The 25,465-nt window shown below is 39.7% G+C and carries 23 protein-coding genes; 9 read left to right on the top strand and 14 right to left on the bottom strand.

Annotated elements, in window-relative coordinates:
- Positions 1-2: 2 nt before the first annotated feature.
- Positions 3-815, top strand: a complete 813-nt coding sequence (locus tag IW22_RS13325; RefSeq protein WP_228384045.1) for a hypothetical protein — start codon at positions 3-5, stop codon at positions 813-815.
- 57 nt (positions 816-872) lie between these two features.
- Here IW22_RS13325 and IW22_RS13320 read toward each other — a convergent pair whose 3' ends face one another.
- On the bottom strand, positions 873-1,541 hold the full coding sequence (locus IW22_RS13320) for a metal-dependent transcriptional regulator (RefSeq protein ID WP_034727153.1): 669 nt from the start codon (positions 1,539-1,541) through the stop codon (positions 873-875).
- A 222-nt stretch (positions 1,542-1,763) separates the two neighbouring features.
- On the opposite strand from IW22_RS13320, the gene IW22_RS13315 reads away from it, so the two are divergent.
- From IW22_RS13315 to IW22_RS13305, 3 genes are read left to right on the top strand one after another with little or no spacing between them, the layout of a single operon-like run.
- Positions 1,764-4,046: a TonB-dependent receptor gene (locus IW22_RS13315; protein ID WP_034727151.1), complete on the top strand. Its 2,283-nt coding sequence runs from the start codon at positions 1,764-1,766 to the stop codon at positions 4,044-4,046.
- 14 nt (positions 4,047-4,060) lie between these two features.
- A complete protein-coding gene (locus tag IW22_RS13310; RefSeq protein ID WP_034727149.1) occupies positions 4,061-4,528 on the top strand; it encodes a thioredoxin family protein in 468 nt (155 codons plus the stop codon).
- 46 nt (positions 4,529-4,574) lie between these two features.
- The gene (locus IW22_RS13305; protein ID WP_034727146.1) at positions 4,575-5,399 is read left to right on the top strand and encodes an RteC domain-containing protein; all 825 of its coding nucleotides are present in this window, start codon (positions 4,575-4,577) and stop codon (positions 5,397-5,399) included.
- A gap of 5 nt (positions 5,400-5,404) precedes the next feature.
- Here the strand turns inward: IW22_RS13305 and IW22_RS13300 are convergent, their stop codons facing one another.
- The 3 genes from IW22_RS13300 to IW22_RS13290 form a co-directional block, all read right to left on the bottom strand.
- Entirely contained in the window at positions 5,405-10,831 is a 5,427-nt protein-coding gene (locus IW22_RS13300) for an N-6 DNA methylase (RefSeq protein WP_034727143.1), read from the bottom strand.
- Positions 10,818-11,255 (bottom strand): DUF1896 domain-containing protein, encoded by a 438-nt coding sequence (locus IW22_RS13295; RefSeq protein ID WP_034727139.1) that lies wholly within the window; start codon positions 11,253-11,255, stop codon positions 10,818-10,820. The genes IW22_RS13300 and IW22_RS13295 overlap by 14 nt, the downstream gene beginning before the upstream one ends.
- A 110-nt stretch (positions 11,256-11,365) precedes the next feature.
- On the bottom strand, positions 11,366-11,947 hold the full coding sequence (locus IW22_RS13290; protein ID WP_228384044.1) for an MT-A70 family methyltransferase: 582 nt from the start codon (positions 11,945-11,947) through the stop codon (positions 11,366-11,368).
- A 185-nt stretch (positions 11,948-12,132) separates the two neighbouring features.
- Between IW22_RS13290 and IW22_RS13285 the strand changes: the two genes are divergently transcribed.
- Both IW22_RS13285 and IW22_RS13280 read left to right on the top strand, forming a co-directional pair.
- A complete protein-coding gene (locus tag IW22_RS13285; RefSeq protein ID WP_034727134.1) occupies positions 12,133-12,309 on the top strand; it encodes a histone H1 in 177 nt (58 codons plus the stop codon).
- Between the two features lie 71 nt (positions 12,310-12,380).
- On the top strand, positions 12,381-13,175 hold the full coding sequence (locus tag IW22_RS13280; protein ID WP_034727131.1) for a helix-turn-helix transcriptional regulator: 795 nt from the start codon (positions 12,381-12,383) through the stop codon (positions 13,173-13,175).
- An 86-nt stretch (positions 13,176-13,261) separates the two neighbouring features.
- On the opposite strand, the gene catB is transcribed toward IW22_RS13280, so the two are convergent.
- A complete protein-coding gene (catB, locus tag IW22_RS13275) occupies positions 13,262-13,897 on the bottom strand; it encodes a type B chloramphenicol O-acetyltransferase (RefSeq protein ID WP_034727129.1) in 636 nt (211 codons plus the stop codon).
- A gap of 262 nt (positions 13,898-14,159) precedes the next feature.
- Here catB and IW22_RS13270 point away from each other — a divergent pair, with 262 nt between their 5' ends.
- The 3 genes from IW22_RS13270 to IW22_RS13260 all read left to right on the top strand — a co-directional run bounded on the left by IW22_RS13270 (position 14,160) and on the right by IW22_RS13260 (position 15,876).
- Positions 14,160-15,014: an SDR family oxidoreductase gene (locus tag IW22_RS13270; protein WP_034727128.1), complete on the top strand. Its 855-nt coding sequence runs from the start codon at positions 14,160-14,162 to the stop codon at positions 15,012-15,014.
- 2 nt (positions 15,015-15,016) lie between these two features.
- On the top strand, positions 15,017-15,604 hold the full coding sequence (locus tag IW22_RS13265) for a hypothetical protein (RefSeq protein ID WP_034727126.1): 588 nt from the start codon (positions 15,017-15,019) through the stop codon (positions 15,602-15,604).
- A gap of 95 nt (positions 15,605-15,699) precedes the next feature.
- Positions 15,700-15,876, top strand: coding sequence for a histone H1 (locus IW22_RS13260; RefSeq protein WP_034727124.1), 177 nt, complete (start codon positions 15,700-15,702; stop codon positions 15,874-15,876).
- A 34-nt stretch (positions 15,877-15,910) separates the two neighbouring features.
- Here IW22_RS13260 and IW22_RS13255 read toward each other — a convergent pair whose 3' ends face one another.
- The 9 genes from IW22_RS13255 to IW22_RS13210 form a co-directional block, all read right to left on the bottom strand.
- Positions 15,911-16,792: an ORF6N domain-containing protein gene (locus tag IW22_RS13255; RefSeq protein ID WP_034727122.1), complete on the bottom strand. Its 882-nt coding sequence runs from the start codon at positions 16,790-16,792 to the stop codon at positions 15,911-15,913.
- The gene (locus IW22_RS13250; RefSeq protein ID WP_034727120.1) at positions 16,792-18,876 is read right to left on the bottom strand and encodes a type IA DNA topoisomerase; all 2,085 of its coding nucleotides are present in this window, start codon (positions 18,874-18,876) and stop codon (positions 16,792-16,794) included. Before IW22_RS13250 ends, IW22_RS13255 begins: the two co-directional genes overlap by 1 nt.
- Before the next feature lie 6 nt (positions 18,877-18,882).
- Positions 18,883-20,340 (bottom strand): DUF3945 domain-containing protein, encoded by a 1,458-nt coding sequence (locus IW22_RS13245; protein ID WP_034727118.1) that lies wholly within the window; start codon positions 20,338-20,340, stop codon positions 18,883-18,885.
- Between the two features lie 98 nt (positions 20,341-20,438).
- The gene (locus IW22_RS13240) at positions 20,439-20,732 is read right to left on the bottom strand and encodes a helix-turn-helix domain-containing protein (RefSeq protein ID WP_034727116.1); all 294 of its coding nucleotides are present in this window, start codon (positions 20,730-20,732) and stop codon (positions 20,439-20,441) included.
- An 11-nt stretch (positions 20,733-20,743) separates the two neighbouring features.
- Positions 20,744-21,097 (bottom strand): helix-turn-helix domain-containing protein, encoded by a 354-nt coding sequence (locus tag IW22_RS13235; RefSeq protein WP_034727114.1) that lies wholly within the window; start codon positions 21,095-21,097, stop codon positions 20,744-20,746.
- Positions 21,098-21,347: 250 nt separating this feature from the next.
- Entirely contained in the window at positions 21,348-22,193 is an 846-nt protein-coding gene (locus tag IW22_RS13225; protein ID WP_034727108.1) for an RteC domain-containing protein, read from the bottom strand.
- Between the two features lie 302 nt (positions 22,194-22,495).
- Entirely contained in the window at positions 22,496-22,939 is a 444-nt protein-coding gene (locus tag IW22_RS13220) for a hypothetical protein (protein ID WP_034727107.1), read from the bottom strand.
- An 8-nt stretch (positions 22,940-22,947) separates the two neighbouring features.
- Complete coding sequence (locus IW22_RS13215; protein ID WP_034727104.1) at positions 22,948-25,077, bottom strand: S9 family peptidase; 2,130 nt, start codon at positions 25,075-25,077, stop codon at positions 22,948-22,950.
- A gap of 106 nt (positions 25,078-25,183) precedes the next feature.
- Entirely contained in the window at positions 25,184-25,372 is a 189-nt protein-coding gene (locus IW22_RS13210) for a bacteriocin-like protein (RefSeq protein ID WP_034727103.1), read from the bottom strand.
- Between the last annotated feature and the right edge of the window lie 93 nt (positions 25,373-25,465).

The following is a 25,465-nucleotide window of genomic DNA, read 5'->3' as shown; positions in this document are numbered from 1 at the left end:
AAATGAATTACAAAATCAGATTTATAGGAATAAGTGCCATTGGAATAATGTTATTGGCGGGATGTAACAATAAAACACAAAAAGAAAACAAGAATCAAACCTCTGAAGAAATAAAAGAAAACAGCATTTTGGTATCTCCCGTGGAACACTCCAAAGCCTTTCCGGGAGCAACACTGAAAATATCGGATATTCAAACAACAGAAACAAGCTCTCCTGATTCAGTTTTATTCAAAGTGAATTATGGTATCGAAAACTTTACGCTTACCGAAGCTACCGAAGACCATAACACACATCATCTGGCAAATTCGCACGACGGACAGCATATCCATTTTATTTTGGACAACTCTCCTTATACAGCTTTGTACAAACCGGCACACGATGTGAAATTGAAAAAAGGTACAGAACATTACCTGCTGTCTTTCCTTTCCCGATCTTACCACGAATCCATAAAAGAATCCGGTGCTTTCGTATTGAAACGTTTTAAAATAACCGAAGACGGTAAGTTTCAGGAATTGGAATTACCCAAAACACCTATGTTGTTTTACAGCCGTCCGAAAGGTGAATATACAGGAAACGACACCAAAGCTGTGCTTTTAGATTTTTATATACTGAACACTGAACTTTCTAAAGATGGAAATAAAGTCAAGGCGGAAATCAACGGCGAATCGTTTATGTTGGACAACTGGCAACCATACAAAATAGAGGGCTTACCACTTGGCGAAAACAGGATAAAGCTGACTTTGGTGGATGCTTCAGGAAATGCTTTAATGGGCGAAAATACTTCGATTGAAAGGACAGTTGTTTTGAAGAAATAAACCGATTGACTTATTGCATTGAATCGTAGCTGAACCGAAATTACAAATGAGGTTCAGCTATTTCTTTTTACGTTTCTTACTCACAAGTAATTTATCGCAAACTTTGCTGCTTAGCATCTCGTTTTCCTTACTACCATAGCTTATAGCCATACTACCATCAAAAGGTTCAATTTGCTTTATTTTGAGTTCAAGCCCTAAAGAAAGTTCACGGCTGGTCAGGAATTTTAATAAATCTTCAGAAGACGGCTGTACTGCCATAAAAGTAACCGTATCACCAACTTTGCAATCGCTTAATTTAACGTAACTATCTGATGCAATATTACCCTCGGCATCGGGGATAGGCGAACCGTGTGGATCTACTTTCGGGAAGCCGAGTAATTCATCCATCTTTTCAAAAAATTCGGGTGCTTGAATATGTTCTATCTGTTCCGCTATATTATGAACTTGTTCCCAGCCGAATCCCATCTTTTCAACCAGATACATTTCCGTTAATCTGTGTTTTCTTATAATGAGTGCTGCCAGTTTTTTTCCTTCATCAGTTAGTTTCAGTGGTTTGTAACTTTCATAAACTACCAATTCCTTTTCTGCCAGCCTTTTCATCATACTGTTTACCGTAGGCATTTTAATATCCAACTGCTTACTGATGTCGTTGACACTCGCTTCTCCTTTTAAGCTGGTCAAATTATATAAAACCTTCAGGTAATTTTCTTCCGTATGTGATATCATAAGGCAAAAGTATCAAATATTAGTGCTACCTAACAACAAAGTTAGAAATTATTTTGTTAGTATCATCTAACTTACTAATTTTGCAAGACTAAATTTTAAATATAGATAGTCAAAACAATATGAGAGATACAAACCTTTTCCATTACCCCAATAGCCCATAAACGTAATCCTACTCTTAACATTTTTAAACTTTTCAATAATCATTTAATAATTAAAATATCAATGAAACATTTACTCAGTATAGTCTTTGCACTATTCTCTGTCTGTGCAATAGCCCAAACAGGTAAAATATCCGGTAAAATATCAGATGTAACAGGTACATCTCTCGACGCAACATCTATCCGTATTCCAAAATTAAAAATTGGAACAACTTCGGATAATCAGGGAAATTATGTTTTGGAAAACGTACCCTTTGGAACTTGGGAAATTGAAGTAAACCATATCAGTTATAGTATTTACAAAGAAACTATAACAGTAAACAGTGAATCTGTTTCTAAAGACTTTACGCTTGATGAAAAATCAAGTGAATTAGGAGAAGTTGTTATTACAGCAACAATGAAAGAAGTATCCAAACTGGAAAGCCCTGTGCCTGTAGAAGTTTATACCTCAAAATTCTTCAAGGCTAATCCTACGCCTTCGCTCTTTGATGCACTCCAAAATATAAATGGTGTACGTCCGCAGCTAAACTGTAATGTTTGTAATACGGGCGATATTCATATCAACGGATTGGAAGGACCTTACACAATGATATTGATAGACGGAATGCCTATTGTCAGTGGTCTATCAACTGTGTACGGATTAAGCGGAATACCGCAAGCCCTGATTGACCGTATCGAAGTAGTAAAAGGACCCGCTTCTACCCTGTACGGTAGTGAGGCTGTTGGTGGTCTGATTAACGTTATTACAAAAAGACCGGGTAATGCTCCTATCATTTCAGCCGATGTATTTGGTACGACTTGGGCAGAGGTAAATGCAGATTTAGCAGCCAAATTTTCCGTAGGGAAAAAAGCTCAATCGCTTTTAGGCGTAAACTATTTCAATTACAGCAACCCTATTGACAATAACAATGACAACTTTACGGATGTTACCTTGCAAAACCGAATTTCAGTATTCAATAAATGGAGCTTTGACAGAAAAGACAATAGGGTTTTTACTCTGGCAGGAAGATACGTATATGAAGACCGTTGGGGTGGAGAAATGAATTGGGAAAAGAAATACAGAGGTGGTGATGAAGTGTATGGAGAAAGCATTTATACCAGCCGTTGGGAGCTTATGGGAAATTATCAGCTTCCTGTAAGTGAAAAGATATTTTTCCAATTCAGTGCTAACGGACACGATCAAAATTCAGTTTATGGAAACACTCCCTATATGGCTGACCAGAAAATAGCTTTTGGACAGTTGACGTGGTTTAAAACATTGGGAAAACACGATTTATTGACAGGTCTTGCATACCGTTACACTTATTATGATGATAATACACCAGCAACCGCTGATGCAGCAGATTTAGACAAAAACAAACCGACACATACCAATCTGCCAGGAATATTTATACAGGATGAGATAACATTTAATGACAATAACAAGGTATTATTGGGGATGAGATATGACTATAACTCGCTTCACGGAAGTATCCTTACCCCTCGTGTGAATTATAAATGGAGTTCTGAAAATAAAAACAATGTTTTACGCTTAGGTTTTGGTAACGGTTACCGTGTAGCCAATGTGTTTACGGAAGATCACGCTGCACTGACCGGTGCAAGGGAAGTAGTTTTTATCAACGATCTTAAACCGGAAACTTCCTGGAATGGTAACCTGAACTTTGTAAAAAAGATAAACGCAGGGAACACCTTTATCGGTTTAGATGCTACTGCTTTCTATACCTATTTTACCAACAAGATTATAGCTGATTATGATACAGATCCAAATAAGATCATCTATGATAACTTAGACGGACACGCTGTATCTCAAGGTATTTCCTTAAACATTGATGTTGTTTTTCCTAATGGATTAAAAATTTTAGCAGGAGCCACGGCAATGGATGTGTACAGTAAAGAAGAAGGTGAAAAAGTAAGACAATTATTTACAGAGAAATTTACAGGAACATGGAACATTGGTTATACTTTTAGAAATATCGGATTGACGATTGACTATACAGGAAACTTATATGGCCCGATGCGTTTACCACTGTTAAGCGATACTGATCCACGTAGTGAATATTCTCCTTGGTGGAGCATACAGAATATTCAATTAACCAAGAAAATCGGAAAGAACATAGAAATATATGGTGGTGTTAAAAACCTTTTGAACTGGACTCCCAACAAAGGAAATCCGTTTATCATAGCAAGAGCCAATGATCCTTTTGACCAAAATGTACAATTTGATGGTAACGGACAGGCGATGGTAACACCGGATAATCCTTACGGATTAACATTTGACCCATCTTATGTATATGGTCCCAACCAAGGAATAAGAGGGTTTTTGGGCTTCCGCTACAACCTTTTTTAATTGAGCGTTCAAGAATGAAGAGATTTGGATTAGTTATTATTATGATTTTCTGTTTGGGTGGTATCGCTACCGCCCAAACAGAATCTTTTGCTATTGAAGATGTCGATAGCATTATGCAAACCAAGCAGAAACCAATACTTATACTGCTTTCCACCGATTGGTGTAAATACTGCCAGATGCAGAAAAACCAATTGGCAAAAAACAAAGACTTTCAGAAACAAGCGGATAACTTCTATTATATAATATTCAATGCCGAAAGTAAGGACTCTATTGTATTTAACCAAAAGACCTTTCAATACAAAGCTACAGGATTATCATCAGGTATTCACGAACTTGCTATTGCCCTGAACGGATCAGAGAATATAGGTTTCCCGACCTGGGTTTTACTGGATAGTAAATATCAGGTTCTATTCAGATATAATGGAGTATTAAAGCCTTTAGAGATTAAGGAATTACTAAAAGCTATTGAAGAGTCCAGATAAAGCTTCTTAAATGCATTGGTCTATTTTCTCACATTTGATAAAAGCTATGGATATAACCTATAACAGAATACTACACAAACTTGAACACGATATTCAGGATATTGAAATTGAATCGGATTATTCCATACAACGTATTGAAATCATCATAGAACTTATTGTTGGCTCTTTGTCTGAAGTAAAAGAGTACGTTTTGAAGAACGGATTTAAGAATACTGACGTTGAAATTCATTTTTTCAAACATCAAAAACCTGCTATTGTAGCAAAGCTCATCTACTACAATGCCATTTACAAAATCGAAACAAAGAAACCAAACGATACAAAAGCTATCAGGAAATACCTCAATGAAGAATTGAAAAAGCTAAAAAGGTATTTTGACAATAATCTTGAATTTTATAAATATTACCGCACTAACAACTCATTTATTGATGAAAAGCTGTTCCTTCGGGGCAGACACGATATAAAACTGACATTGGATACGGTTTACTTTGAAACTGATCATAGATTTTCCACCTCTCACGACTATAAGGCAGCAAAGATTATAGCTAATGACCTGATACAAGTTTATATTGAAGACCAACTGAATAATAACAATCAGCAGAAATCACTTTACCGTTCTTCCTTAAATTGGACAGAAAGCAAAACTGCATTAACCGAATTGATTTATGCACTGCATTCACAAGGTGCTTTTGGAAATGCAGATATAATAGCTATCGCCAAAACATTTGAAAACACTTTCAATATTAGTTTGGGCGATTTCTATCATACATTTATGGAACTTAAATCCCGAAAAATAAACCGGACTAAATTCCTTGACAGCTTACGTGACGCTTTGATCAGAAAGATGGATGAAGATGACGAAAGGATAAACTAAGATCCTTACAATATCCCTCTTGGCATATGAACACCTTTTGTACGGACAATACTTTCTGAAATCTTTGGCGTTTCTTGCTTTTCTTCGGCTTGTTCCGCAGGTTCTCCTTTTGTTTCGGGCGTGAGCGATAATTGTATTTTCCGCTCAACAGCAGCCAGCTCCGTTTTCAATTCGCTCAATCGGCTTTCCTTGCTCCACGCACCGTTCAGCACTTCTTGCAGAACAGGTAAATCCTTTTGAATTTCGGCAATTTTCTTCTGCTCCTCTTCAATGTAGGCAGGCAGTTTTTCCAATGCGTTGAGGAAATTCATAGATGCCAATTTCTCATCCTTAGCGATGATACCGTTGTTGTAGGCGTATTTGATATTGCCCTCGCCCTGTATCAGAAAACGGTTTACCCGAATATCCACGCCCTCTTTTTGCGACATTTCCGTTTTTACCAAAAGCTGAAAACCGTAAAGGCTTCCGATTTCTTCATAATCCCCACCTGTACGGGATTTGTCCGCAAGCTGATTGAGTTTTGCTCCGATTTGTTTTATATCCGCATTGGGTGACAAGCTGTCCAATTTAATAAGGTTGGCAATAGTGCCATCATAACGTTTTTGGATACGCCCTTGTAGATTATTCCAATCGAGGCTCATACGGTCAAATCGGGATTGGGCTTTGTTCAATTCTGCCGTATAATCTTCCAATTTATATCTGGCACTTGATTTTGAACGGTTGAACGATTGCCGTTCGCTCTCCAATCCCGCAATCTGCTTTTCTATTTTAGCTTTATCCAACAGGTCTGTATTTCCCATAAGGATAGCCACGTATTCCGAGAAGTTCATACCCGATTTTTCGTCCATACTGCCCTCGTCAATTGTCCGTTTGCCGAGATTGTTGGATTTTAGTTGGTTAATGAATAGCTGTTTGTTGTACAGCAGGTTGAATTTGTAGCTGTCCAATGATTTTTCTACTGCATATATAATTATATCCACTTTGTTATTGTTAAAATGTTTAGCGATTTCATTGCCTTTACGGATAGCCCGACCGTCCCTTTGGGCAAGGTCAGACGGTCGCCACGGCGTATCCAGATGATGTACGGCAACGGCTCTTTTTTGTGCGTTTACGCCTGTGCCTAACATACTCGTAGAACCGAACAGCACACGAATTGTACCGTCATTCATTCCCTTTATAAGTGCCTTTCGTTGCTTGTCGTTTTTCGCTTCCTGTATAAAGCGGATTTCGTGTGCAGGTATGCCGTGGTCTTCTACCAGCTTACGTTTGATTTCGGAGTAGATATTCCATTCGTTAGGCTTGTACGTTCCCAAATCAGAGAAAACGAATTGCGTTCCTTTCTGTGCGTTGAATTTGTGGTAATACTTGGCAATACTATTGGCACAATGCGAAGCCTTGTTATCGGGGTGGTCTTTGTAATGGGGGCTTACCATTCGCATATCCAAAGACATCTTACGGGCATAGTCCGTAGCAATGAGCATCTTTGCTTTTTCCTCCTTTTTGGATAGCGGTTCCCTGCCTAATAATTCGCCTTTGCCCGTTTTGGCAAACTCCATCAGCTTTTGAATGAACACTTCCTGGTCAGGCGTAGGCGGTATGTTATAGAATATCTCGTTCTTTTCGGGGCGATCTATGCCAATCATTTCAGCAGTACGGTAATCCGTAATTTCGGAGTAAAATTGAGCCAGTTCCGGCACTTTGATAAAGTAGCGGAAACGCTCTTTTGCGACGATATTGTTAGCCACCGAAAATTCATAATCGGTTGTTTTCTTGGCATAAATCGCTGCCCACGCATCAAAGGAATTAATGCCCTGTTTTGCCAATGCCCGTGGTCGCAGGTATTTAAAGAGTAGGTATAATTCAGTCAGCGAATTGCTAATGGTTGTACCTGAAAGAAAGGTCGCACCCATATCCGCATCAATACGCTCTTGTATAGTACGTATGGCAAACAGCAGGTTCAGTGCCTTTTGGCTTCCCTGTTGATTGCCCAATCCCGCAACCCTTGAATGCCTTGTGTTGAACGTCAGGTTTTTGAATTGGTGGCTTTCGTCCACAAACAAATGGTCTATGCCCATCATTTTGAAGTCCACAATATCATCTTTGCGGTTCTCAATGTCGTGTTGCAGGGTTTTCAGCTTTACTTCGAGGTTTTCCTTTTGTTTTTCCGCTCCCTTTAGCATCCATTGCGTTATGTCTTCGCCTTGACTTCGCATAACATCAAGGTTTTCCTCTACGCTGTCCAATTCGATTTGCAGAATTTCCTTTTGTATTTCGGGCGATTGGGGTATCATTCCGAATTGGTCGTGTGTTAGTATCACGCAATCCCACTCGTTGTTCTTAATATCGCCGAAAATCCGCAGACGTTTTTCGGGCGTGAAATCATCAATGCCGGGGTATAAAATTTTGGCGTGGGGATAGGCGGTGCGGTAGGCTTCGGCAATTTCGGGTATATTGGCTTTCAGTCCGATTATCATCGGTTTGTGGGCTAAGCCCAAACGCTTCATTTCCTGTGCACCCGTACACATTATCAACGTCTTTCCTGCACCTACTTCGTGGTCGCAGATAGCACCGTTGTTCAGCTTTATCATCCAAACGGCATCCTTTTGGCTCGAATACAGGTCTTCAATTTCCAATCCCTTACGGTCTAATCCCGGAAACTCCTGATGTGAGCCGTCATAGTTCGGTCGGACGAAGCAGTTAAAGGTATCGTTGTATTGTTCGGTAAGCTTTGTTTTAAACTCATCGTTTTGGGCGTGGAGCCAATCGGTAAAGGCGGTTCGGATTTCGTCTATTTTGGTATTCGCCATTTGTATGGCTTCCATATCCCGCACCTTGACCTCTTTGCCATCTACATCTACTGTCTTTGAAATATCGGGCGTGGTATTGACAAGGGCGTGTTTGAGCAGAGCAATCCCGTCATACGTCCGGCTTTTGGCTTTGACCGCATATTTATCCCAGATATGTACGTTCTTCTGTTTGCAGGTGACGGAAAAGTCATCGGCACTATCCGAATAATGTACACGGACTTCCGCATCGAACAGGTGCGATGCAAATCGGGCATAAATACCTGCGGGTATCCAGCGTTCACCCAGATTAAAATCGAGTTCCTCAAATTCGATACGTCTTGGTCGGGCTTCCTCTAATACGATAAGGCTTTCTTTGGCTTCGGTATCATCGGGATTGCTTTCGAGGTAATCTCTTAATTCATTGGCTTTCTCCACTACATTGCCCGCAACCCAGCGTTCAGATATTTCATATTCCTTTTGCAATGGATTGTAGTAGATGCGACCGTGTAAGGCTTCTTTCAAAGCATCAGCAGGCATACCGCTGATTTCGGACATAAAGTCCAAATCCACGCTTCCATATTTGTTCAGTGAAGCCGATAACGCTTCTTCGGGATTGTCCGTTGCAATGGTTGCGGTAGAAAAACTTACAGGACGGTTGAATATATCTGCTTTATGGATTACACCGCCAACGACACGCTCCAGATAGGGTATTTCTTTACCTGCACTGTCCGTTTTGATGAGCTTGATATTATCCGCACTATTGAGATTTCCGTACCTTTTGACAAAGGCATCGTAAAGGCGGTTAAGTGTTTCCCTTTCTTCCTTATGTTCGGTCTGAAGCTCCGCTTCTTTATTGTAAAGCTGTTGGTAAACATCACGCACTCCGATATACGCTTCGGCTCTTGCTTTCTGCAAGGACGACAGTTGCAAGGGATGAAAAACAGCCGTACCGTCTGCGGTATCTACTTCTTGCAGATGACCGACCCAACCGTTATCCACGACAAGGCAGTCGTTTCGGTGGAACGGTTGCAGTTCGCCACTGTACGGAGCAGGTTCGGGAATGGTGTTAATTGGCATTTTGGGAATGGCTGGCGTGTCCGCTTGGACATTCCCGTTTGCTTGTGAAAACAAATCGCCGATAGCTTCCTGTTTTTTGCCATTTACTGGTGGTGTACCGTTAGATTTTGGCGGTATATAAGGTTGTTGCATCCCACCGCCGAACAGGTCAGTTTGGCGACCTATTGTACCACCTCTTTTTTTAGCGGTTTGTCTTTTGGCTTGCGTGGCTTTTTTGGGGGGAGCAACCACCATTACAGGATCACCCGCATTTTCAAACAGGTCAAAGATGCTTAACTGTTTCAGTTCCTGCGGACTTTCCTGATGAATTGTCGCAGTTGGTGCAGGTTGTGGCTTTTGCTGAATGATTATGGGTTCAACAACCGGAGGTGTTACCTTTGGCTCAACCGGAATTTGTATTATAGGTTTATTTTTGCGTTCGCCTTTGTACAAAGCCAAATTCAGGTGCTTTCCAAAATCTTCGGAAAGCATTTGCTTCAAATCTTTGGCAATGCCGTCCACACCGTCTTTATGGGTATAGATGATTGCAGGTTGTCCGTAGGGGTCGGTGTCAATTTTACGGTCGGTATGGATTACTCTCGTTCCATTCCGAAAGAAAGCATTGCTTGGCGTATTGTATTTGGTCTGTTTGCTTTGGCAAAACAGTTCTTCTGTTTCAGTCAGACTTTGTTTTTCCGTATTCTTTTGCAGGATTATCAAATCGCTTCCGACTTCCGTACCAGAATAATCTGTAAACAGGTTGTTGGGCAACCGCACAACCGAAACCAAATTATTGTTCTCCATTAACGCCCTCCGTATCGGCTCATTCTTCGGGCTGTTTAAAACGCCTTGCGAGGTAATGAACGCTTGTAAACCACCCTCACGGAGCATATCATTTCCTTTCAGAAAGAAATAGTTATGGATGCTTCGGGAAGCCTGTACTTTTGCATTGTCCTTACTTCGGGAAAAGGATAAATCGAATACGGAGGTATCGCCAAACGGAATATTACTTGCGACTACATCATAGCTGTTTTGTTCCTTTTCGGGGATTTCCTCAAAACCGCTTATACGGATAGTGCTTTCGGGATAAAGCTGTTTTAAAACCTTACCTGTCAGCAAATCCTTTTCATAGGCAGTAATTTTGGGTTGTTGGTTTTCCGAAAAGGATTGTATAAACGAGCCGATACCAGCGGAGGGTTCGAGAAATTTATCAATCTTCACACCGCTTTCACGCAAAGTTGCGGAAATCGCATCTATGACCTGTGGCGGTGTATAAAAAGCCGTCAGTACGGAGCTTTTCATACTGTCCACATACCTGCGGTATTGCTTTTCGTCTTCTGAATTTTCTTTGAGTAGTTGGTGGAGTTCCTGCGTAATCGGGAAAAGGTCGTGTTCTGTTTTTCTCCAATTATTGATGTCTATTTCGTTCGCTATGGGGTTCAACACGAATTTAAGACCGCCAAATCCGCTGTATTGCATCATTAGCAATCTTTCGCCTACGGTGGCTTGTCGTTTCTCCTTTTCCAGTTTAAAAGCAATTTGCAGGGCATCAATGTTCTGTTGGAGATGTTGCTTTTTACTGAAGCCCATTTTCGGTTATCCATATTGCGATGGTTCCGGTTATTTCGGTATAGAGTAAATCAAACTCATAACCGTAGGCGAAATCATCGGTTAGTGTATATCTTAAAAAAACAGGCTCGCAGACAGGGAGCATATTAAGGGCGAACGGTCGCAATTCCTCGTCTGCCATCAGGGTATCAAACTCATTGCAGACCACTTGGAAAACCGTATCAAACTTGGAAAAGTGAAGCCCCTCGAAAAGTATGTAATTGGCTATTTCGTTGCATTGGTCGATAGCATTTCCGGAGCGGAACGCACCCTCGTAGGCATTGGCAGCCCACGATGAACGCTGCTCAATAAATTTCTGGTCGTGTGCCTTTTCGGGGAAGCTGCTGTTTAGTAGTTCTTGCAGTCGTAATCTGAAATACGATAGGTCTTTTTGCTGTGTATCCATACTATAATTTTGTTTTGAATTTTGCGTAAAGCCTAAAATTATAGCAGTAGGTAAGACCCTTTAAAGATGTGGCAGGGTTTGGCTTTGAGAGGTAGGATTTGGCGTAATGGTTATTCGGGGATTTCTATGGAATTATCTATTTCATTGCCGAATACGTCCCAACCCTCAAAAGTATTATCGTTATCCTGCATCGGGCTTTGCCTTGCAAAGAGCTCCACTCTGTCCACTTCTCCAAACAGGCGGACAATACGTTTTCTTATCTCATCGGGCTTCTCTGAATGCCTGCCCCGTGGAGATACAAGTACCTGCGGGACATCTTTTGCCTGACGGGTAAGGGGCTTACCTTTGGTAAACAACAGAACTATTTCCGCATTGGCACGGGTGTAATAACCCATTCCGGCAAAAATGGTTGCATTGTTCCGGTTTGTCTTTATCCACGTAAAAGCGACGGTCTTGTAGGTAAATCCCCAGGCTTTTCCGAGTTCCAATGCCTGCTCCAAACAGGGAAAAGTAGCCCACATAAAAAGTATACAATTGGTTCCGGCAATAGCCTGTATATTCATCCCCTTTAAAAACTCAGGACTTTGGGTCTGATAATGACTTTCCGCACTTCTTCCGGCTCCTTTCTTGCTCCATACCTTGTATTGCCACGGTGGGTCGGCATATATGACATCGTATTTCTTTGCTTTCACATGCATTGCTTTCCAACTTTAATAGATACTTTTTCAATTACGATGGCTAAAGTATCAAAGGGAAAAAGAGAAGCTATGAATGTGGCAGGGTTTGGCTTTGAGGGGCGGTATTTGGCGTAATGGATAGTATATTATAGCGTTAAAAGAGTATTTTTGTGCCTTACAAAATTTAATTCACCATCATAATGAATGAACTAATCGAAAAAATCAATGCAAGCTATGAAGCGTTGAAAGCTGATGCAGAATTACAAGCAGAAAAAGGAAACAAAGCGGCTGGTACGAGAGCACGCAAAGCATCCCTTGAATTGGAGAAACTTTTAAAAGAGTTCAGAAAAGCCTCTTTAGAAGCATCTAAAGGCTAAAACAAAACCCTCCTAAATCTGGAGGATTTATTTAGTATAATTGTAATGATGCAGCAAAATGAACAGGTAAAATGAACTATCAACAAATATATCCAACAGCACCCCTGCGGAAATACGTTCGCTATTTTTGGATATTGGAAGACGATAGTTTAGACTTTTCTCAAAAAACGTTCAAGATAATGTCGGACGGCTTGCCCGGACTTATTTTTCAGGAAAGCAAAAAAGCATTCCATGATAAAGACAATCAAGAGTTACCGCAATTGTTTTTATATGGGCAGACTACACGATACACAGAACACAGAGCAATAAAAAGTTTCCGAAACATTGGCGTTTATTTTGAACCGACCGCATTAAAATCCATTTTTGGAGTAGATGCTAATGAGTTGACAAATCAACATATTAGCATAGACGAACTGGTTAATACCAATATAACTGACCAGCTTTCCGATACGACTTCTTCCAACCAGAGAATAGAGTTGCTGTCTTCCTTTTTGATACATCTTGCTGAACAAAGAAGTACCGAAAATGAAAAAGTAAATTTTGCAACCGCACAGCTTCAAAAAGGAGTGAGTTTACCAAAAATACAGAGTGAACTGAACCTATCCGAACGTTCATTAGAACGGTATTTTAAACAGCATATAGGTATATCCCCCAACCTATATACAAGGATAAACCGCTTTCAATTAGCTTTAGAAAATATACGCCAAACCCAATTTGACAAGCTGACCGACATTGCCTATCAATGCAATTATTACGACCAATCGCACTTTATCAGAGAGTTCAAAGAATTTTCGGGAACAAGTCCGAAACGCTTCTTACGTCAGGCGAACGAGCAGGTAGCGAACTTTCCCGAATGGAAGATTTAATCGCCTTTCGGTTCTGCTAAGCAGGTGTAAAGTGAAAAAGTTCCGATTTTAAAATAATAAGTCCCCGCTTAGGGGACTTAAAATAGCTATTTCACCTGTTTGTAGTAAAACTCATAAAGCGATTTTACATCCCCAGTGCAGATTAAAGGAATAGCTTCTGCCAAAACTTTTTCCTCCCAGTTCCACCATTCAATTTCTAAGAGCATTTCGATTTCATCGTCTGTAAATCTCTTTTTTATTGGTTTTGCAGGATTACCCCCGACTATTGTATAAGGGGCAACATCTTTGGTAACTAAGGCTCTGCTACCAACGACTGCACCATCCCCAATCGTCACACCGGGCATAATCATGGCTTCACTACCAATCCAAACATCGTTACCGACGACCGTGTTCCCGACACCTGCAAATCCATCAACAGCTCCTTTGAAACTATCGACCTGCTCCATCATGTAAAAGAAAGGGAAACTGGATATCCAATCGTACCGATGACCTTGGTTTCCCGCCATGATAAAACTGGCTCCGCTTCCGATAGAACAAAACGAACCTATAATCAGTTTATCAATATCGCTTCTGTCAGGGAATAGATAACGTGCGCAATCATCAAAAGAATGTCCGTGGTAGTAACCCGAATAGTAAGAATATTTCCCGGCAATAATGTTCGGGTTCGTGATGTGGTCTTTGATTATTTTGCCTTTAAAAGGGCTTTCGAAAAAATTCATCATTTTAGCATATTTTTAAAAATAAATACAATAGAAAAACAGGGCAATAAGATATTGCCTCAATAAGAAACTATTTTCTTTGTATATGCTAATCTGACTTTTCCATACTGCGAATATAAGCAATTTACGGATATCCTCGAAAATGACGATTGAAGTTGTCGTACTCAAATTTACTAAACTCCTCTTCCTCGCAATTCCTCCGGTTGTCGGTTTTATCCAATTTTCAGTAAAGCAAGGCTGTTAATTTTACAGAAAAATTAAAGTTATGATAGCCATTACAGGAGCAAACGGAAATTTAGGCAAATCGACCATTCAATTTTTGTTACAGAAAGTCGCACCGACCGATATTGTTGCCATTGTCAGAAACCCCGAAACGGTAAATGAATTTAAGGAAAAGGGCGTAACCACCAGACAAGCGGATTACAACGATTACAACACACTTAAAGAGGTCTTCAAAGGCGTAGAGACAGTATTGCAAATATCTACTATTGGGGTGGATACAGAAACAGCCAAACAACAGGAAAAAAATGTAGTAAACGCAATCGTGGAAAACAACGTAAAGCACATTGTTTATACAAGTATGGTGCAAGCCCGACCAAATACCGTTTTTCAAGGAACGCAAACACAATACTATACGGAAGAACTGATAAGGAGAACAAATATCCCTTATACCTTTTTCAGAAACAGCATGTATATGGAAGCCATACCCGAACTGATTGGAAATGCCTTGCAAACGAACGAAATCCGTTATCCATCGGGAAGCGGAAAAGTAAGTTTTGTATCACGGACAGACATAGCGGAAGCCATTGCAAACGTATTAACGGGAAATGCACATGGAAACCAGACCTATGAAATAACAGGTAACACAGCATATTCATTTGATGAATTGGCAGGGGTGATAAGTAAAGAAAAAAGTATAACCGTAAACCACGTTGATATTTCGGATGAAGTTTTCAGAGAAGAACTGATTAGCTATCAAATACCTGTCGAAGTCGTGGATTTATTGGTCAGTATGGCCAACGGGATTAAGATAGGCGAATTTTCACATGTGGACAGTACACTTGAAAAATTGCTTGGTAGAAAGTCATTTGATTTGAACAAGTATGTAAAAGAATTATAATTATGCTATTTAAGGGAGTACACCTGCAAGGTATTAAATCGGGAGAAATCACTTTGGCATTTCGTAAGTGGCAAAAGGTTTCCGTTAAAACCGGAAGCCTTTTGCATACATCTGTTGGTTTGCTCGAAATCGGCAAGATTGAAGCTGTAAGCGAAAATGATATAAGCGACAAAGAAGCAGTACAGGCAGGCTTTACGGAAAAAAAGCAGTTGCTAAAATCATTTACCCACAACAGCACAGGAACTATTTTTAAAATATCCGTTCGTTATCATGCCGAAGACCCACGAATTAAGTTGAGGGAGCAAACAGGATTGTCAGAACAGCAATTTGAAGAGTTAAAAGGTAGATTAGAGCGTTTAGACCTTTACAGTAAACAAGGTCATTGGACTGAAAAAATCCTGTTGACGATAAAAGACAATCCCAATTTACACGCCATAGGTATTGCAAAATTGACAGGCTTTGAAAAAGAATGGCTAAAACTAAATATCCGAAAACTGAAAAATTTAGGCTTGACCATAAGCCACAATGTAGGTTACCGGCTTTCTCCATTAGGAGAACATTTCATCGAAGAGCTAAAAGGCGAACAATAAAAACTTCCGCTAACATACAAGTCCGAATTAACATAGCAAGACAGTGAAATTATTTTTTTCTATTTTTGTGTTGAAATTTTTAATCCATTACCATAATGAATGAACTAATCGAAAAAATCAATGCGAGCTTTGAAACACTGAAAGCAGATGCTGAATTACAGGCAGGAAAAGGAAACAAAGCGGCAGGTACAAGAGCACGCAAGGCTTCTCTTGAATTGGAAAAACTTTTAAAGGAGTTCAGAAAGGCATCTTTGGAAGCATCTAAAGGCTAAAGCAAAACCCTCTTGAATTTCGGAGGGTTTTGTTTTATGTGTTGTTGAGAATTTGGAGCATCCTGCCTACCTCAATATCCATTCTCGAAAAGGCAAACCATTTTTTGCCCAGGTCTTTGAGCGATGCTCCGATATGGTACAGTTCTGTTTGGTCTATTATCAAAAAGCGGTCGTGTGCATCGGAGAAAATCTTTACGTCGATAGGGGGATATTGGCTGTTGTACCGTTGTACATCCAACCGTAGCTGACTGCTGATGGTTTTGGTGTAGATAGTTGCGGTCACATTAGTGTTGCGTTTCCCCAATAAGGTCAGTACGGTATCATCTACATAATTATCGAGCAGGATAATGGAGCTTTTGGCACTTCGGACAATATCCGCAACAAAGGTATAGGCATCAAAGACCTGCCCGTTGTAAAAAACACCTTTTTCGCTGTAGAGTTTGTCGCTTTCCAAAGCCTTGAAAATCTCCTCAATCTTCTGATCGGCTTTTAATTGTTTCAGCTCAATTTTATCCAAGCGATGAAAGAGGGAAGCATTGCTGATGAGCATTCTACGCATTTCTACAAACGCATCCATAATTTCAATACTGACCTTTACAGCCACATCGGATCGAAGCACAGTACTCAACATTGCTATTCCTTGTTCGCCGAAAACGTAGGGAAGATAACGTCTTCCACCTCGCCCCACGTTTGAGGTTCCAAATTGGAACCTCAAAAAATCGACTTCCTCAACGGTCAGTTGAAAACAAAATTTTTCAGGAAACCTATCAATATTCCGTTTTACAGCTTTATTAAGGTTTTTTGTTTCTACTTGATACAAAACCGCAAGGTCGCTGTCCAACATCACTTGCTTGTCACGTATGGTATAAATCAGGTTCTTGATTTCCTTTGGACTAATGGCAGGCTTATTTTCCATTACTTTTTGTAGCTTTTATTTTTAGCAAATTCAAAGGAGGTATTGTAATCCTCATTCAACACGATGAAAGCATCGAATTTCTTACCCGCCTTGCTTTTCATTCCTTTTATGAGTGAAGTTTTTCCTTTACTGACAAGGCTTTCAATATCGGCTAGACCAATTTGTACGCCGCACACATTGCGGAACTGCACCCAATTACAACCCTCATCTGGACACTTCACGATTTTATCACGGATAATGAGTTGTTGGCTTTTGCATTTCGGGCAAACCAATTTGGGCAGGTGGTTTTGGGCGATGGAAGTTTGCAGTAATTCATTGGTAATAGATGAAGCATAATTTTCCATTTCCTTTTGAAATGCATCTGCATCCGCTTCGTTGTTCTCAATTTTCTGCAATGCGAGTTCCCATTCGGCAGTCATTGCCACGTCCGCAATCTTTCGGTCTTTGACCAATTCATAGACCTGCAATCCCTTTTCGGTAGGGATTAAGGACTTCTTTTCTCGTTGGATATAATTGCGGGTAAACAGGGTTTCGATTATTGCAGCTCTTGTAGCCGGAGTACCGATACCGATATTTTGTAAAGCCTTGCGCTCATCTTCATTTTCGATTTCCTTTCCTGCACTTTCCATAGCCGACAAAAGCCCGGCTTCAGTATAAAGTACTGGCGGTTTTGTCTTCTTTTCCAAAACGGCAGCTTCCTTGATTTTGAGTTCATCACCTTTTTTCAGTTCGGGCAAATCTTGTATCGGTTCGGTATCATCATCGGAGAAACTACCTTTGATGCCACGCCAACCCGCTTCTATGATTTTACAGCCTTTTGCCGCAAAATCGTAATGCGACACCTGCAAACCGACATCGGCTATCTCTTTGACACAGGCCTGTGAAAGGGCTTCGAGCAACCGAAAGGCAACCATATCATAAACTGCATTTTCCTTTGCAGATAATGCAGACGGGATTTTATCCGTTATCAATAATCCGTGATGGTCGGTAACACGCAGGTCGTTTACGATGCGTTTATTGAACCGTCCCCATTTCACTTTTGATACGGCTTGCCTACAGGTTTCTCTGTCCTGCAAAGCCCTCACAAGGTTAGGGATCTCTGCCCACATATCTTCGGGTATGTATTTGCTTCCTGTACGTGGATAAGTGATAAACTTCTTTTCGTAAAGGCTTTGGGCAATATTGAGCGTTTCTTCCGCAGAGAGGTTGAGTTTTTTGTTGGCTTCTTTTTGTAGCCCCGTAAGATCAAACAGCAAAGGTGGTTGCTCTGTAACGCTTTTGGTTTCCATTGATGTAACCGTTGCCATTCCACTCCGTTGAATAGATTTCAGCGTATCATCGGCTAACTTTTGGTCTTCCCATTTGGTTGTGGCGATACTTTTAAAATCAATGAACTCCTTGTTGTGCGATAACTGTATCTGCCAATATTTCTTTACCGAGAAACTCGTGTTTTCCAGATAGCGTTTACATATCAAAGCGAGTGTAGGCGTTTGCACTCTTCCGAGCGAATAAATCCCATTACCTGCCGCAATGCTCAATGCCTGTGTAGCATTGATGCCTACCAGCCAATCGGCACGGCTCCTGCCTTGTGCTGCTTGGTATAATCCGTCAAATGCTGTCCCGTCTTTAAGATTATCAAAACCTTGTTTAATGGCTTTTTCTGTTAGTGAGCTTATCCAAAGGCGTTCAAAGGGCTTGTTGCATTTCAGGTATTCATAAATGTACCTGAAAATGAGTTCGCCTTCACGTCCTGCATCGGTAGCCACTATAATACTGTTGCTACGGTTAAAAAGCTGTTCAATAACTTTCAGCTGCTTTAATGCACCTGTATCGGCTGTATAACCTTTGTCTTTTTTAATTTTCCGAACGGTCAGCAAAAAGGGATTGGGCAGTATTGGCAAGGTTGATTTATCAAATCCTGATATTCCATAATCTTCTGGCATTCCCAACCCGATAAGGTGTCCGAATGCCCACGTAACAAAATAGCCGTTGCCTGTCAGGTAGCCGTCCTTTTTCTCGGATGCTCCCACAAGTCCGGCTATTTCCCTTGCTACGCTTGGTTTTTCTGCAATGATTGTTTTCATACTTTACTACATTTTTCTGCCTTTGGACTTTGCAGGAGCTTTGAGCTTTTCCTGTTGTTCCTGCTGCTGTTTGTTTTTCGGTCTTTGTTGCTCCGACTTCAAAGGCTCTTTGATGTTTTTGGTCGCTTCGTTGGTCTTGCCCTCCGAATTGACGGCAGTTTGCGTTTTATGAGCTTCGGTGGGTTTAACCCTTTCCTTATATTTATTAGGAAATTCAAAATTGGTTTTTCCGGTTTCTCTATTGAAAGTGATGTAACCCTGATATGGCTGCCCTTTTTTATCCCTCAATCCGTCAATATAGACGGTTTGTCCGGCTTTAAAATCCTTATGTTGCTCATCTGTCAGTTCCTTACCTCTGAATGTTCTTGGAGCTTCCTGCGGCTGACTTTGTTGGTTATTCTGCCCCCTGCTTTGTGCTTGCTGATTAGAGTTGCTTCTGTCAAACATAAATTCAACATAGCGCTTGTCTGCATTGAACTGTACGGTTGCCGAAAATTCAGTTCCCTTTTTAGAAATCATTCCGTCTAACTGAAGCGGCTTACCCTCCATTAAGGTTTGCTTTTGCTTTTCATTCAGCTTTACGCCCTTAATTTCGTCAGGAATTTTTATGAAATCTGTCTTTAGTGCAATAAGCTCATTGGTCAGCCGGTCCACACTGATAATGGATGGCATCAGTTCTCCTGTTTTAGAATTGATTAGATTAACCACACGCCCCATATTGCCTGTTTCGAGCAGGTTTTTCTTGTCTTCATCCGTAAACTTATGTCCGAAGAACTCAAAGTGCAGATTAGGTTCTTTTTTGATACCGTGTATTGCCACGATAACATTTCCGCCTTCGCCCTGCTGTAAAGACAGACGGGCATCTGTGCGGAGGATAGAACCTCCGAGGTTAATGCCTACTGGTACAAGTTCGTTGGTTTTAAAACCTCGTAACAAAGGGTCGAGCAGGTTTCTTTTTTCGAGGTATTCCTTGCTCAATCCGAGATTTTTCATTGTGTCCCAATCAATCTGCTCCGGCTTATAGCGGTATTCGCTTGTTTCCGGTGTTGTTTGTGCTGTTGCCATATCATTTTTATTTTCTTGTTTATTATTCTCTTGTGTGTCGGTTTTTATTTCGTGTTCTTTCATCACTTTTTCGCCCTCCGGTGTAGGCTTGTCAACTTGTTTCTGCATTTCCTTTGCCTTTTCTACGGCGATAGGTTCGGGTACTTTGAAAAATGAAAAGTTGGTCGGGTTTTTCAGTTGGCTGATAAAGTTGGAGAAGAAATTTGAAAAGAAATCGCCGTGCTTGTCCACACGCATAAACTGATTTTGGTTCTTTTTTGTGGGGTCAACAGTTTCCATTTTCCCGTTTTTGTCAATGCTCTTTACTGCTTGGATTTTCATTTTATCTTTATCCAGCACCAATAATATGTCCGATAGTTGTTCGGGCATTTCCTGTTTGTTTGTTGTTTCTTCGGTCATAATCTGAAAAATTTAAAGTTCATCGCCGAAAGTAAAATAAGCGTTCACTGCCTCGCCCGATGTGGCACTCAAAGGCAGTATTTGGCGTTCATTGGCTTTCATTTCTTAGGAGGAGGGTTAAAGCTCTCTCTTATGAACTGATGCACATCGGACAACTTGTAATACAGTTTTCCGCTTATCGTATAATAGGGTAGCTTGCCAATGGAGCGATACCGTTGCAGGGAGCGGTTGCTGATTTTCAGCATTTGCAATAAGTCTTGATTATCCAATAATTCTTCGCCGTCTATGCTGTTGCGTTTCCTTTGCAGTTCATCTATATTATCGCCCAGCATATCAAGGCGACCCATTAAGCGTTCCATCCACGCTATAAATTCCATTCTATCAATATTCATAGCCACACTTTTTAGGGTTTGTCGGATTTTAGTCTTCTGCCTTTTTCCATATAGCTTTTGCCTTTTGCCATTAATTCCTGTACAAATTCATCACTGCTTTGTATAGCATTGGCATTGAGCATATCCTTAATGGCTCCAATAGTGTAGAAATATTGACCGTAGATTTTCGAGTATGCTATCTCGCCTTTGGTCCGCATACGCCATAGAGTTTTTTCACTGATGTGCAGGTATTGGCATACCTCGTGATTGTTAAGCCACAAGTCATCATAGCTTGTGTTGTCTAATCTTTTCAGGTAATCAGCAATGGCATTAATACGGCTGTTGAGCTGTTGCCACGCTTCTTCTTCGATTGTGATTATTTTCATCGCATTGCTCCTTAATGTTTACAATGCAAAATTCTCAAAGGTGGCAGTGTTTGTCCGCCAACCCTCGCCAATTGGTTAGGCGGTTTTTTGAAAATTTTTACAATTATGAGAAACCCTTGTTTAATAAGGGTTTTGGAGCATTTAAGATATTTCTTAATGGAGTTTTACTGACATTTGCCAATTGGCATTTATGGGCAAATAAAAGAGCAGTACAAAAAATGTTCTGCTCTTAAAAACTGTAATGAAACAACTAAAGGTCTTTGTCCATATACTCTTCAAGGGATATTTTGAGCTGATCTAAAAATGCCGTTCGAGAACCTGCTCTTGTTTTCATTCTATGGAAAGAATGATGTATATCGTTTAAGGGCGTTCGGAATAACACCTGGAAAATCAAAGCTAATTTTCTAATACCTATTTTTCCATAAGCAATGGAATTTGAAGCATATAAAGCATATATAAGTTCGATAAGGGCATTTTGAGTATTTGTCCACGAAATATCTTTATTTGCATCTCCATTTATTAAAATCAAATCTGGATTTTCTTCAGGATTTATTTTAGCAATCATATAAGTATAAAGTAATTCGTTCGCTATAATATGAGCTATCTTGTTATCATAGTATGTTGAAAAACTAAGGTCGATTTCAAATACGCCACTCTTTAAGCCATCGTGGTAATTGATTTGCCCGAGCCTGAAAAAAGAATGATCTCGGTCAGTCCTTCCTGTACGATAGTACCTGTAAAAATCTTCATTGCATATACTCTCTTTATATTCTGATTTCAGCGATTTTAATAGGTTCTCATAATAGCTTTGGTGTATTTCCCCATTACTCACCGGACAAGTTGTTTCAATACGGAATACTTTGTTATAGTATATGAGTTTACCTAAAACTTGCGGTTTGATATTTTTGAAAAATTCTATCTCTTGCTGTTCATCTGTAAATCCAGTCTGTACGACTTGGGTTTTTATGGAACACAACATTTCATTAAGGAATAAGGTCATTTGATATGCTTCTTCCGATGTTGGCAACATTTGAGATGAAAGTTTATCTTCCTGATACCTAATTTGCGATAATATTTTACTCAATACGATTTCCATAGCGTAATCATTTTAAAAGTTAGCACTATTTGTTTCGGAGTTACAATTATTGTATATAAGCCAAAATTTGGAAATAATCTTGAAACCAATATCACAGATTACACCCTATGGGGGGATTTTTTCATAGAACTTAGATGAAAAAATGGGTAAAGCAGTAATGTACTTTACCCATTAATTTATTACATTTGCATTAATGATTTACAAGGTAATCAAGTGAAAGCAAGTGCAGTAAGCACCATTACTAAATCGTTACCGATAGCATTTTCCATTCTTGTAATCTACTCTTAATGAACCTATTTAGGTCAAACTAATCTTTTTAATCTAAAATAATCTGTATTTCTCTGGATCATAGGAATCAGAATATCTTTTAAATTTTTCAAACTCTGAACTGGCAGAATTTCACTTCCAAATAATGAATATACCGCAGAATTAGAATTATTACTGAATGCATATTCTACAAAAGAAACATTTCCTGGAGCTTTTACAATTTTCCAGCTTTTTGGATTATAATAAAAACCGCCATCAACATTCTTACTTCTTATTAAAAAAGTGGATTCTTTTGTCTTTTCAAATAATTGGTCATTGGTTGTAATGGTTTCGAGAGTTTTTTCGTCACTTTCATTAACATACTTCCATGTTTTATTTTCAAAAAGAACAACTTCCTTTCCGTCTTCTGTTATTGCTTTTGTCTGAGCGCTTATTGACCATGAAGATATAATAAATGCTAATAAAATAATCCTGTTCATTATTAGTTTTACAAGTTATTCAAAATAAAATCCGTCATTTTCTGATACAGCTGCGGTCTTGTCTGTCCGCCATAAATTCCGTGGTTTTTATCCGGATAAGCCATGAAATCGAACTGTTTTTTATTCTGGATCAATGCTTCAGAGAATTCCATAGAATTCTGAAAATGTACGTTGTCATCGGCTGTTCCGTGGATGAGAAGGAATTTACCTTTGAGCAGATTAGCATATTCTGTAGGTGAGTTTTTATCATATCCGTCCGGATTTTCCTGAGGCGTTCTCATGAATCGCTCCGTGTATACAGAATCATAATATCTCCAGTTGGTTACCGGTGCTACAGCGATTCCCGCTTTGAAAACATCCGCACCTTTAGTCATCGCTAAACTGGTCATATATCCACCGAAGCTCCATCCGAACATTCCGATTCTCGTTTTGTCAATATAAGACTGGTTTCCGAACCATTTTGCAGCGGTGATCTGATCTTCAATCTCGTATTTTCCTAAATTCATGTAGGTAACTTTCTTGAACTTAGTTCCTTTATAACCTGTTCCACGACCATCTACGCAAGCAACGATATATCCTTTCTGTACCAAATGATTAAACCATAAAGTATTTCCTGTATCCCATGAATTGGCCACCTGCTGTGATCCCGGTCCGGAATATTGGAACATAAAGAGAGGATATTTTTTATTCGGATCAAAGTTCTTAGGCTTGATGATCCAGGCATTCATCTGATCTCCCGCATCATTTGGAATGGTGATGAATTCTTTCTCCGAAAAATTATCAGCCTTTAATTTCTGAAGCTGATCATTATTATTCTGAAGTTCTTTTACCGTCTTTCCGTTTCCGTCTTTTAAAACAAAAGTGTAAGGTTTTGAAGCCGCAGAAGATGTTTCGATGAAATAGCTGTAGTTTTTGCTGAAGTTGGCAGAATTATTTCCTTCTGCATTGGAGATCAGCTGGGATTTTCCGTTTTCTATATTTACTTTGGAAACGACTTTGTTGATGCTTCCTTTTTCAGTGGTCTGAACGTAAACTTCTTTAGATTTTGGATTGAATCCATAATAGTCAGTTACTTCCCAGTTTCCTTTGGTGATCTGCTTTTTAAGCTTTCCATCTTTATCGTACCAGTAAAGGTGACGGTTTCCGTCTCTTTCAGAAGCCCAAAGGAAAGAATCATCCTCAAGGAATTCAAGAGTCGGGCTGTCTGTATCAATCCATTTATCATCCGTTTCGGTGAATAATTTCTGGATCGCTCCCGTTTTGGTATTAACCTTTAAAATATCAGAAGCATTCTGAATTCTTTCAGAGGTTACAAGGACGATTTCATCAGGTTTTGCCGTCTGAATAACGTTCGGAATATAATAGTTTTTGAAAGAATTTAAATTCAACGGCATCGTTTTTCCGCTATCAAGACGATATAACTGAGCAGAAACGACAGCGTTTTTTTCTCCCGCTTTAGGATACTTGTAGCGCATTTCAGCCGGGTAAAGCTGTTTTCCATAGATAGGAATATAGATTTCCGGAACCTGGCTTTCGTCAGATTTTACAAAAACTACCGCATCAGAATTCTTGGTCCACTCATATTGTCTTGCGTGCCCGAATTCTTCCTCATACACCCAGTCTGCAAGACCGTTGATGATAGAATTTTTCTTACCGTCACTGGTAATTTGAGTGATTTTTCCTGAGGTCAGATCCTGATAGAATAAATTATTTTCTGCAATAAATGCTACTTTGGTGGCATCAGGGGAGAATCTTGGCTCCTGCACTGTTTTGCCTTCATTTAAGCTGATCGTTTTTCCGGAGTTCAGATCTTTTACATCAAATTTCCCAAGGAAAGAATGTCTGTAGATCGGCTGGCTCTCCTTTAAAAGAAGAATTTTTGATTCATCATCAGAGAATTCATAGCTCTCAAATTTACCGTCAACAATATTGCCTTCTTTTTGTGAAGTTTTGTACGAATACTTGGCAATTCCTGTAGGTTCAATGACCAGATAGTTTTCGCCGTTCTTCATGGATGCAATACCCGCAATGCCTTTACCACGGTAGTATCCTGAATATATTTTATCTAAAGTGATTTCCTGTGCCGATACATTATGGAATACCACAGCCACAGTAAGAGTTAAGAGTAATTTTTTCATTTCTAATTTTAATGATTCCAAATTTAATAATTCTTACTCATATAACCACATAAAAGAAAAACAGAACCCTAAGATCCTGTTTTCGTTGTTATTTTATAAATTATTCTTACTCCGGTGGATTCAGCTCCGTAAGACAAACCGGAAGTGTTGGGTTGCATGAGTTCTGCATTGGTGGTACAGCATACCACATCATGGTTTGACAGGTAACCGGATCTGAACATCTTTTCATTCCCGGAAGGCCACCTCCCTGTACTTTTTTTAATTGCTCTCTTGCGATCTTTTTAAGATTTTTCATGATAAAATATTAGTTGTAAGATTTGAAGTTCTAAAGTAATAAAAAAAGTCATACACTGGTGAATTTTTTAAAATTAACAATTTGGCAAAAAAA

This window comes from Chryseobacterium sp. JM1 (assembly GCF_000737715.1).
In the GTDB taxonomy this organism is placed as follows: Bacteria; Bacteroidota; Bacteroidia; order Flavobacteriales; family Weeksellaceae; genus Chryseobacterium.
The sequence above is the reverse complement of the archived record's forward strand: the minus strand, read 5'-3'. Positions and strand labels throughout refer to the sequence as shown.

Bases quoted from the DNA above. Each gene is read 5' to 3' on its own strand.
- IW22_RS13325 (WP_228384045.1), top strand. From the start codon at position 3: ATGAATTACAAAATCAGATTTATAGGAATAAGTGCCATTGGAATAATG.
- IW22_RS13320 (WP_034727153.1), bottom strand. From the start codon at position 1,541: ATGATATCACATACGGAAGAAAATTACCTGAAGGTTTTATATAATTTG.
- IW22_RS13315 (WP_034727151.1), top strand. From the start codon at position 1,764: ATGAAACATTTACTCAGTATAGTCTTTGCACTATTCTCTGTCTGTGCA.
- IW22_RS13310 (WP_034727149.1), top strand. From the start codon at position 4,061: ATGAAGAGATTTGGATTAGTTATTATTATGATTTTCTGTTTGGGTGGT.
- IW22_RS13305 (WP_034727146.1), top strand. From the start codon at position 4,575: ATGGATATAACCTATAACAGAATACTACACAAACTTGAACACGATATT.
- IW22_RS13300 (WP_034727143.1), bottom strand. From the start codon at position 10,831: ATGGGCTTCAGTAAAAAGCAACATCTCCAACAGAACATTGATGCCCTG.
- IW22_RS13295 (WP_034727139.1), bottom strand. From the start codon at position 11,255: ATGGATACACAGCAAAAAGACCTATCGTATTTCAGATTACGACTGCAA.
- IW22_RS13285 (WP_034727134.1), top strand. From the start codon at position 12,133: ATGAATGAACTAATCGAAAAAATCAATGCAAGCTATGAAGCGTTGAAA.
- IW22_RS13280 (WP_034727131.1), top strand. From the start codon at position 12,381: ATGAACTATCAACAAATATATCCAACAGCACCCCTGCGGAAATACGTT.
- catB (WP_034727129.1), bottom strand. From the start codon at position 13,897: ATGATGAATTTTTTCGAAAGCCCTTTTAAAGGCAAAATAATCAAAGAC.
- IW22_RS13270 (WP_034727128.1), top strand. From the start codon at position 14,160: ATGATAGCCATTACAGGAGCAAACGGAAATTTAGGCAAATCGACCATT.
- IW22_RS13265 (WP_034727126.1), top strand. From the start codon at position 15,017: ATGCTATTTAAGGGAGTACACCTGCAAGGTATTAAATCGGGAGAAATC.
- IW22_RS13260 (WP_034727124.1), top strand. From the start codon at position 15,700: ATGAATGAACTAATCGAAAAAATCAATGCGAGCTTTGAAACACTGAAA.
- IW22_RS13255 (WP_034727122.1), bottom strand. From the start codon at position 16,792: ATGGAAAATAAGCCTGCCATTAGTCCAAAGGAAATCAAGAACCTGATT.
- IW22_RS13250 (WP_034727120.1), bottom strand. From the start codon at position 18,876: ATGAAAACAATCATTGCAGAAAAACCAAGCGTAGCAAGGGAAATAGCC.
- IW22_RS13245 (WP_034727118.1), bottom strand. From the start codon at position 20,340: ATGACCGAAGAAACAACAAACAAACAGGAAATGCCCGAACAACTATCG.
- IW22_RS13240 (WP_034727116.1), bottom strand. From the start codon at position 20,732: ATGAATATTGATAGAATGGAATTTATAGCGTGGATGGAACGCTTAATG.
- IW22_RS13235 (WP_034727114.1), bottom strand. From the start codon at position 21,097: ATGAAAATAATCACAATCGAAGAAGAAGCGTGGCAACAGCTCAACAGC.
- IW22_RS13225 (WP_034727108.1), bottom strand. From the start codon at position 22,193: ATGGAAATCGTATTGAGTAAAATATTATCGCAAATTAGGTATCAGGAA.
- IW22_RS13220 (WP_034727107.1), bottom strand. From the start codon at position 22,939: ATGAACAGGATTATTTTATTAGCATTTATTATATCTTCATGGTCAATA.
- IW22_RS13215 (WP_034727104.1), bottom strand. From the start codon at position 25,077: ATGAAAAAATTACTCTTAACTCTTACTGTGGCTGTGGTATTCCATAAT.
- IW22_RS13210 (WP_034727103.1), bottom strand. From the start codon at position 25,372: ATGAAAAATCTTAAAAAGATCGCAAGAGAGCAATTAAAAAAAGTACAG.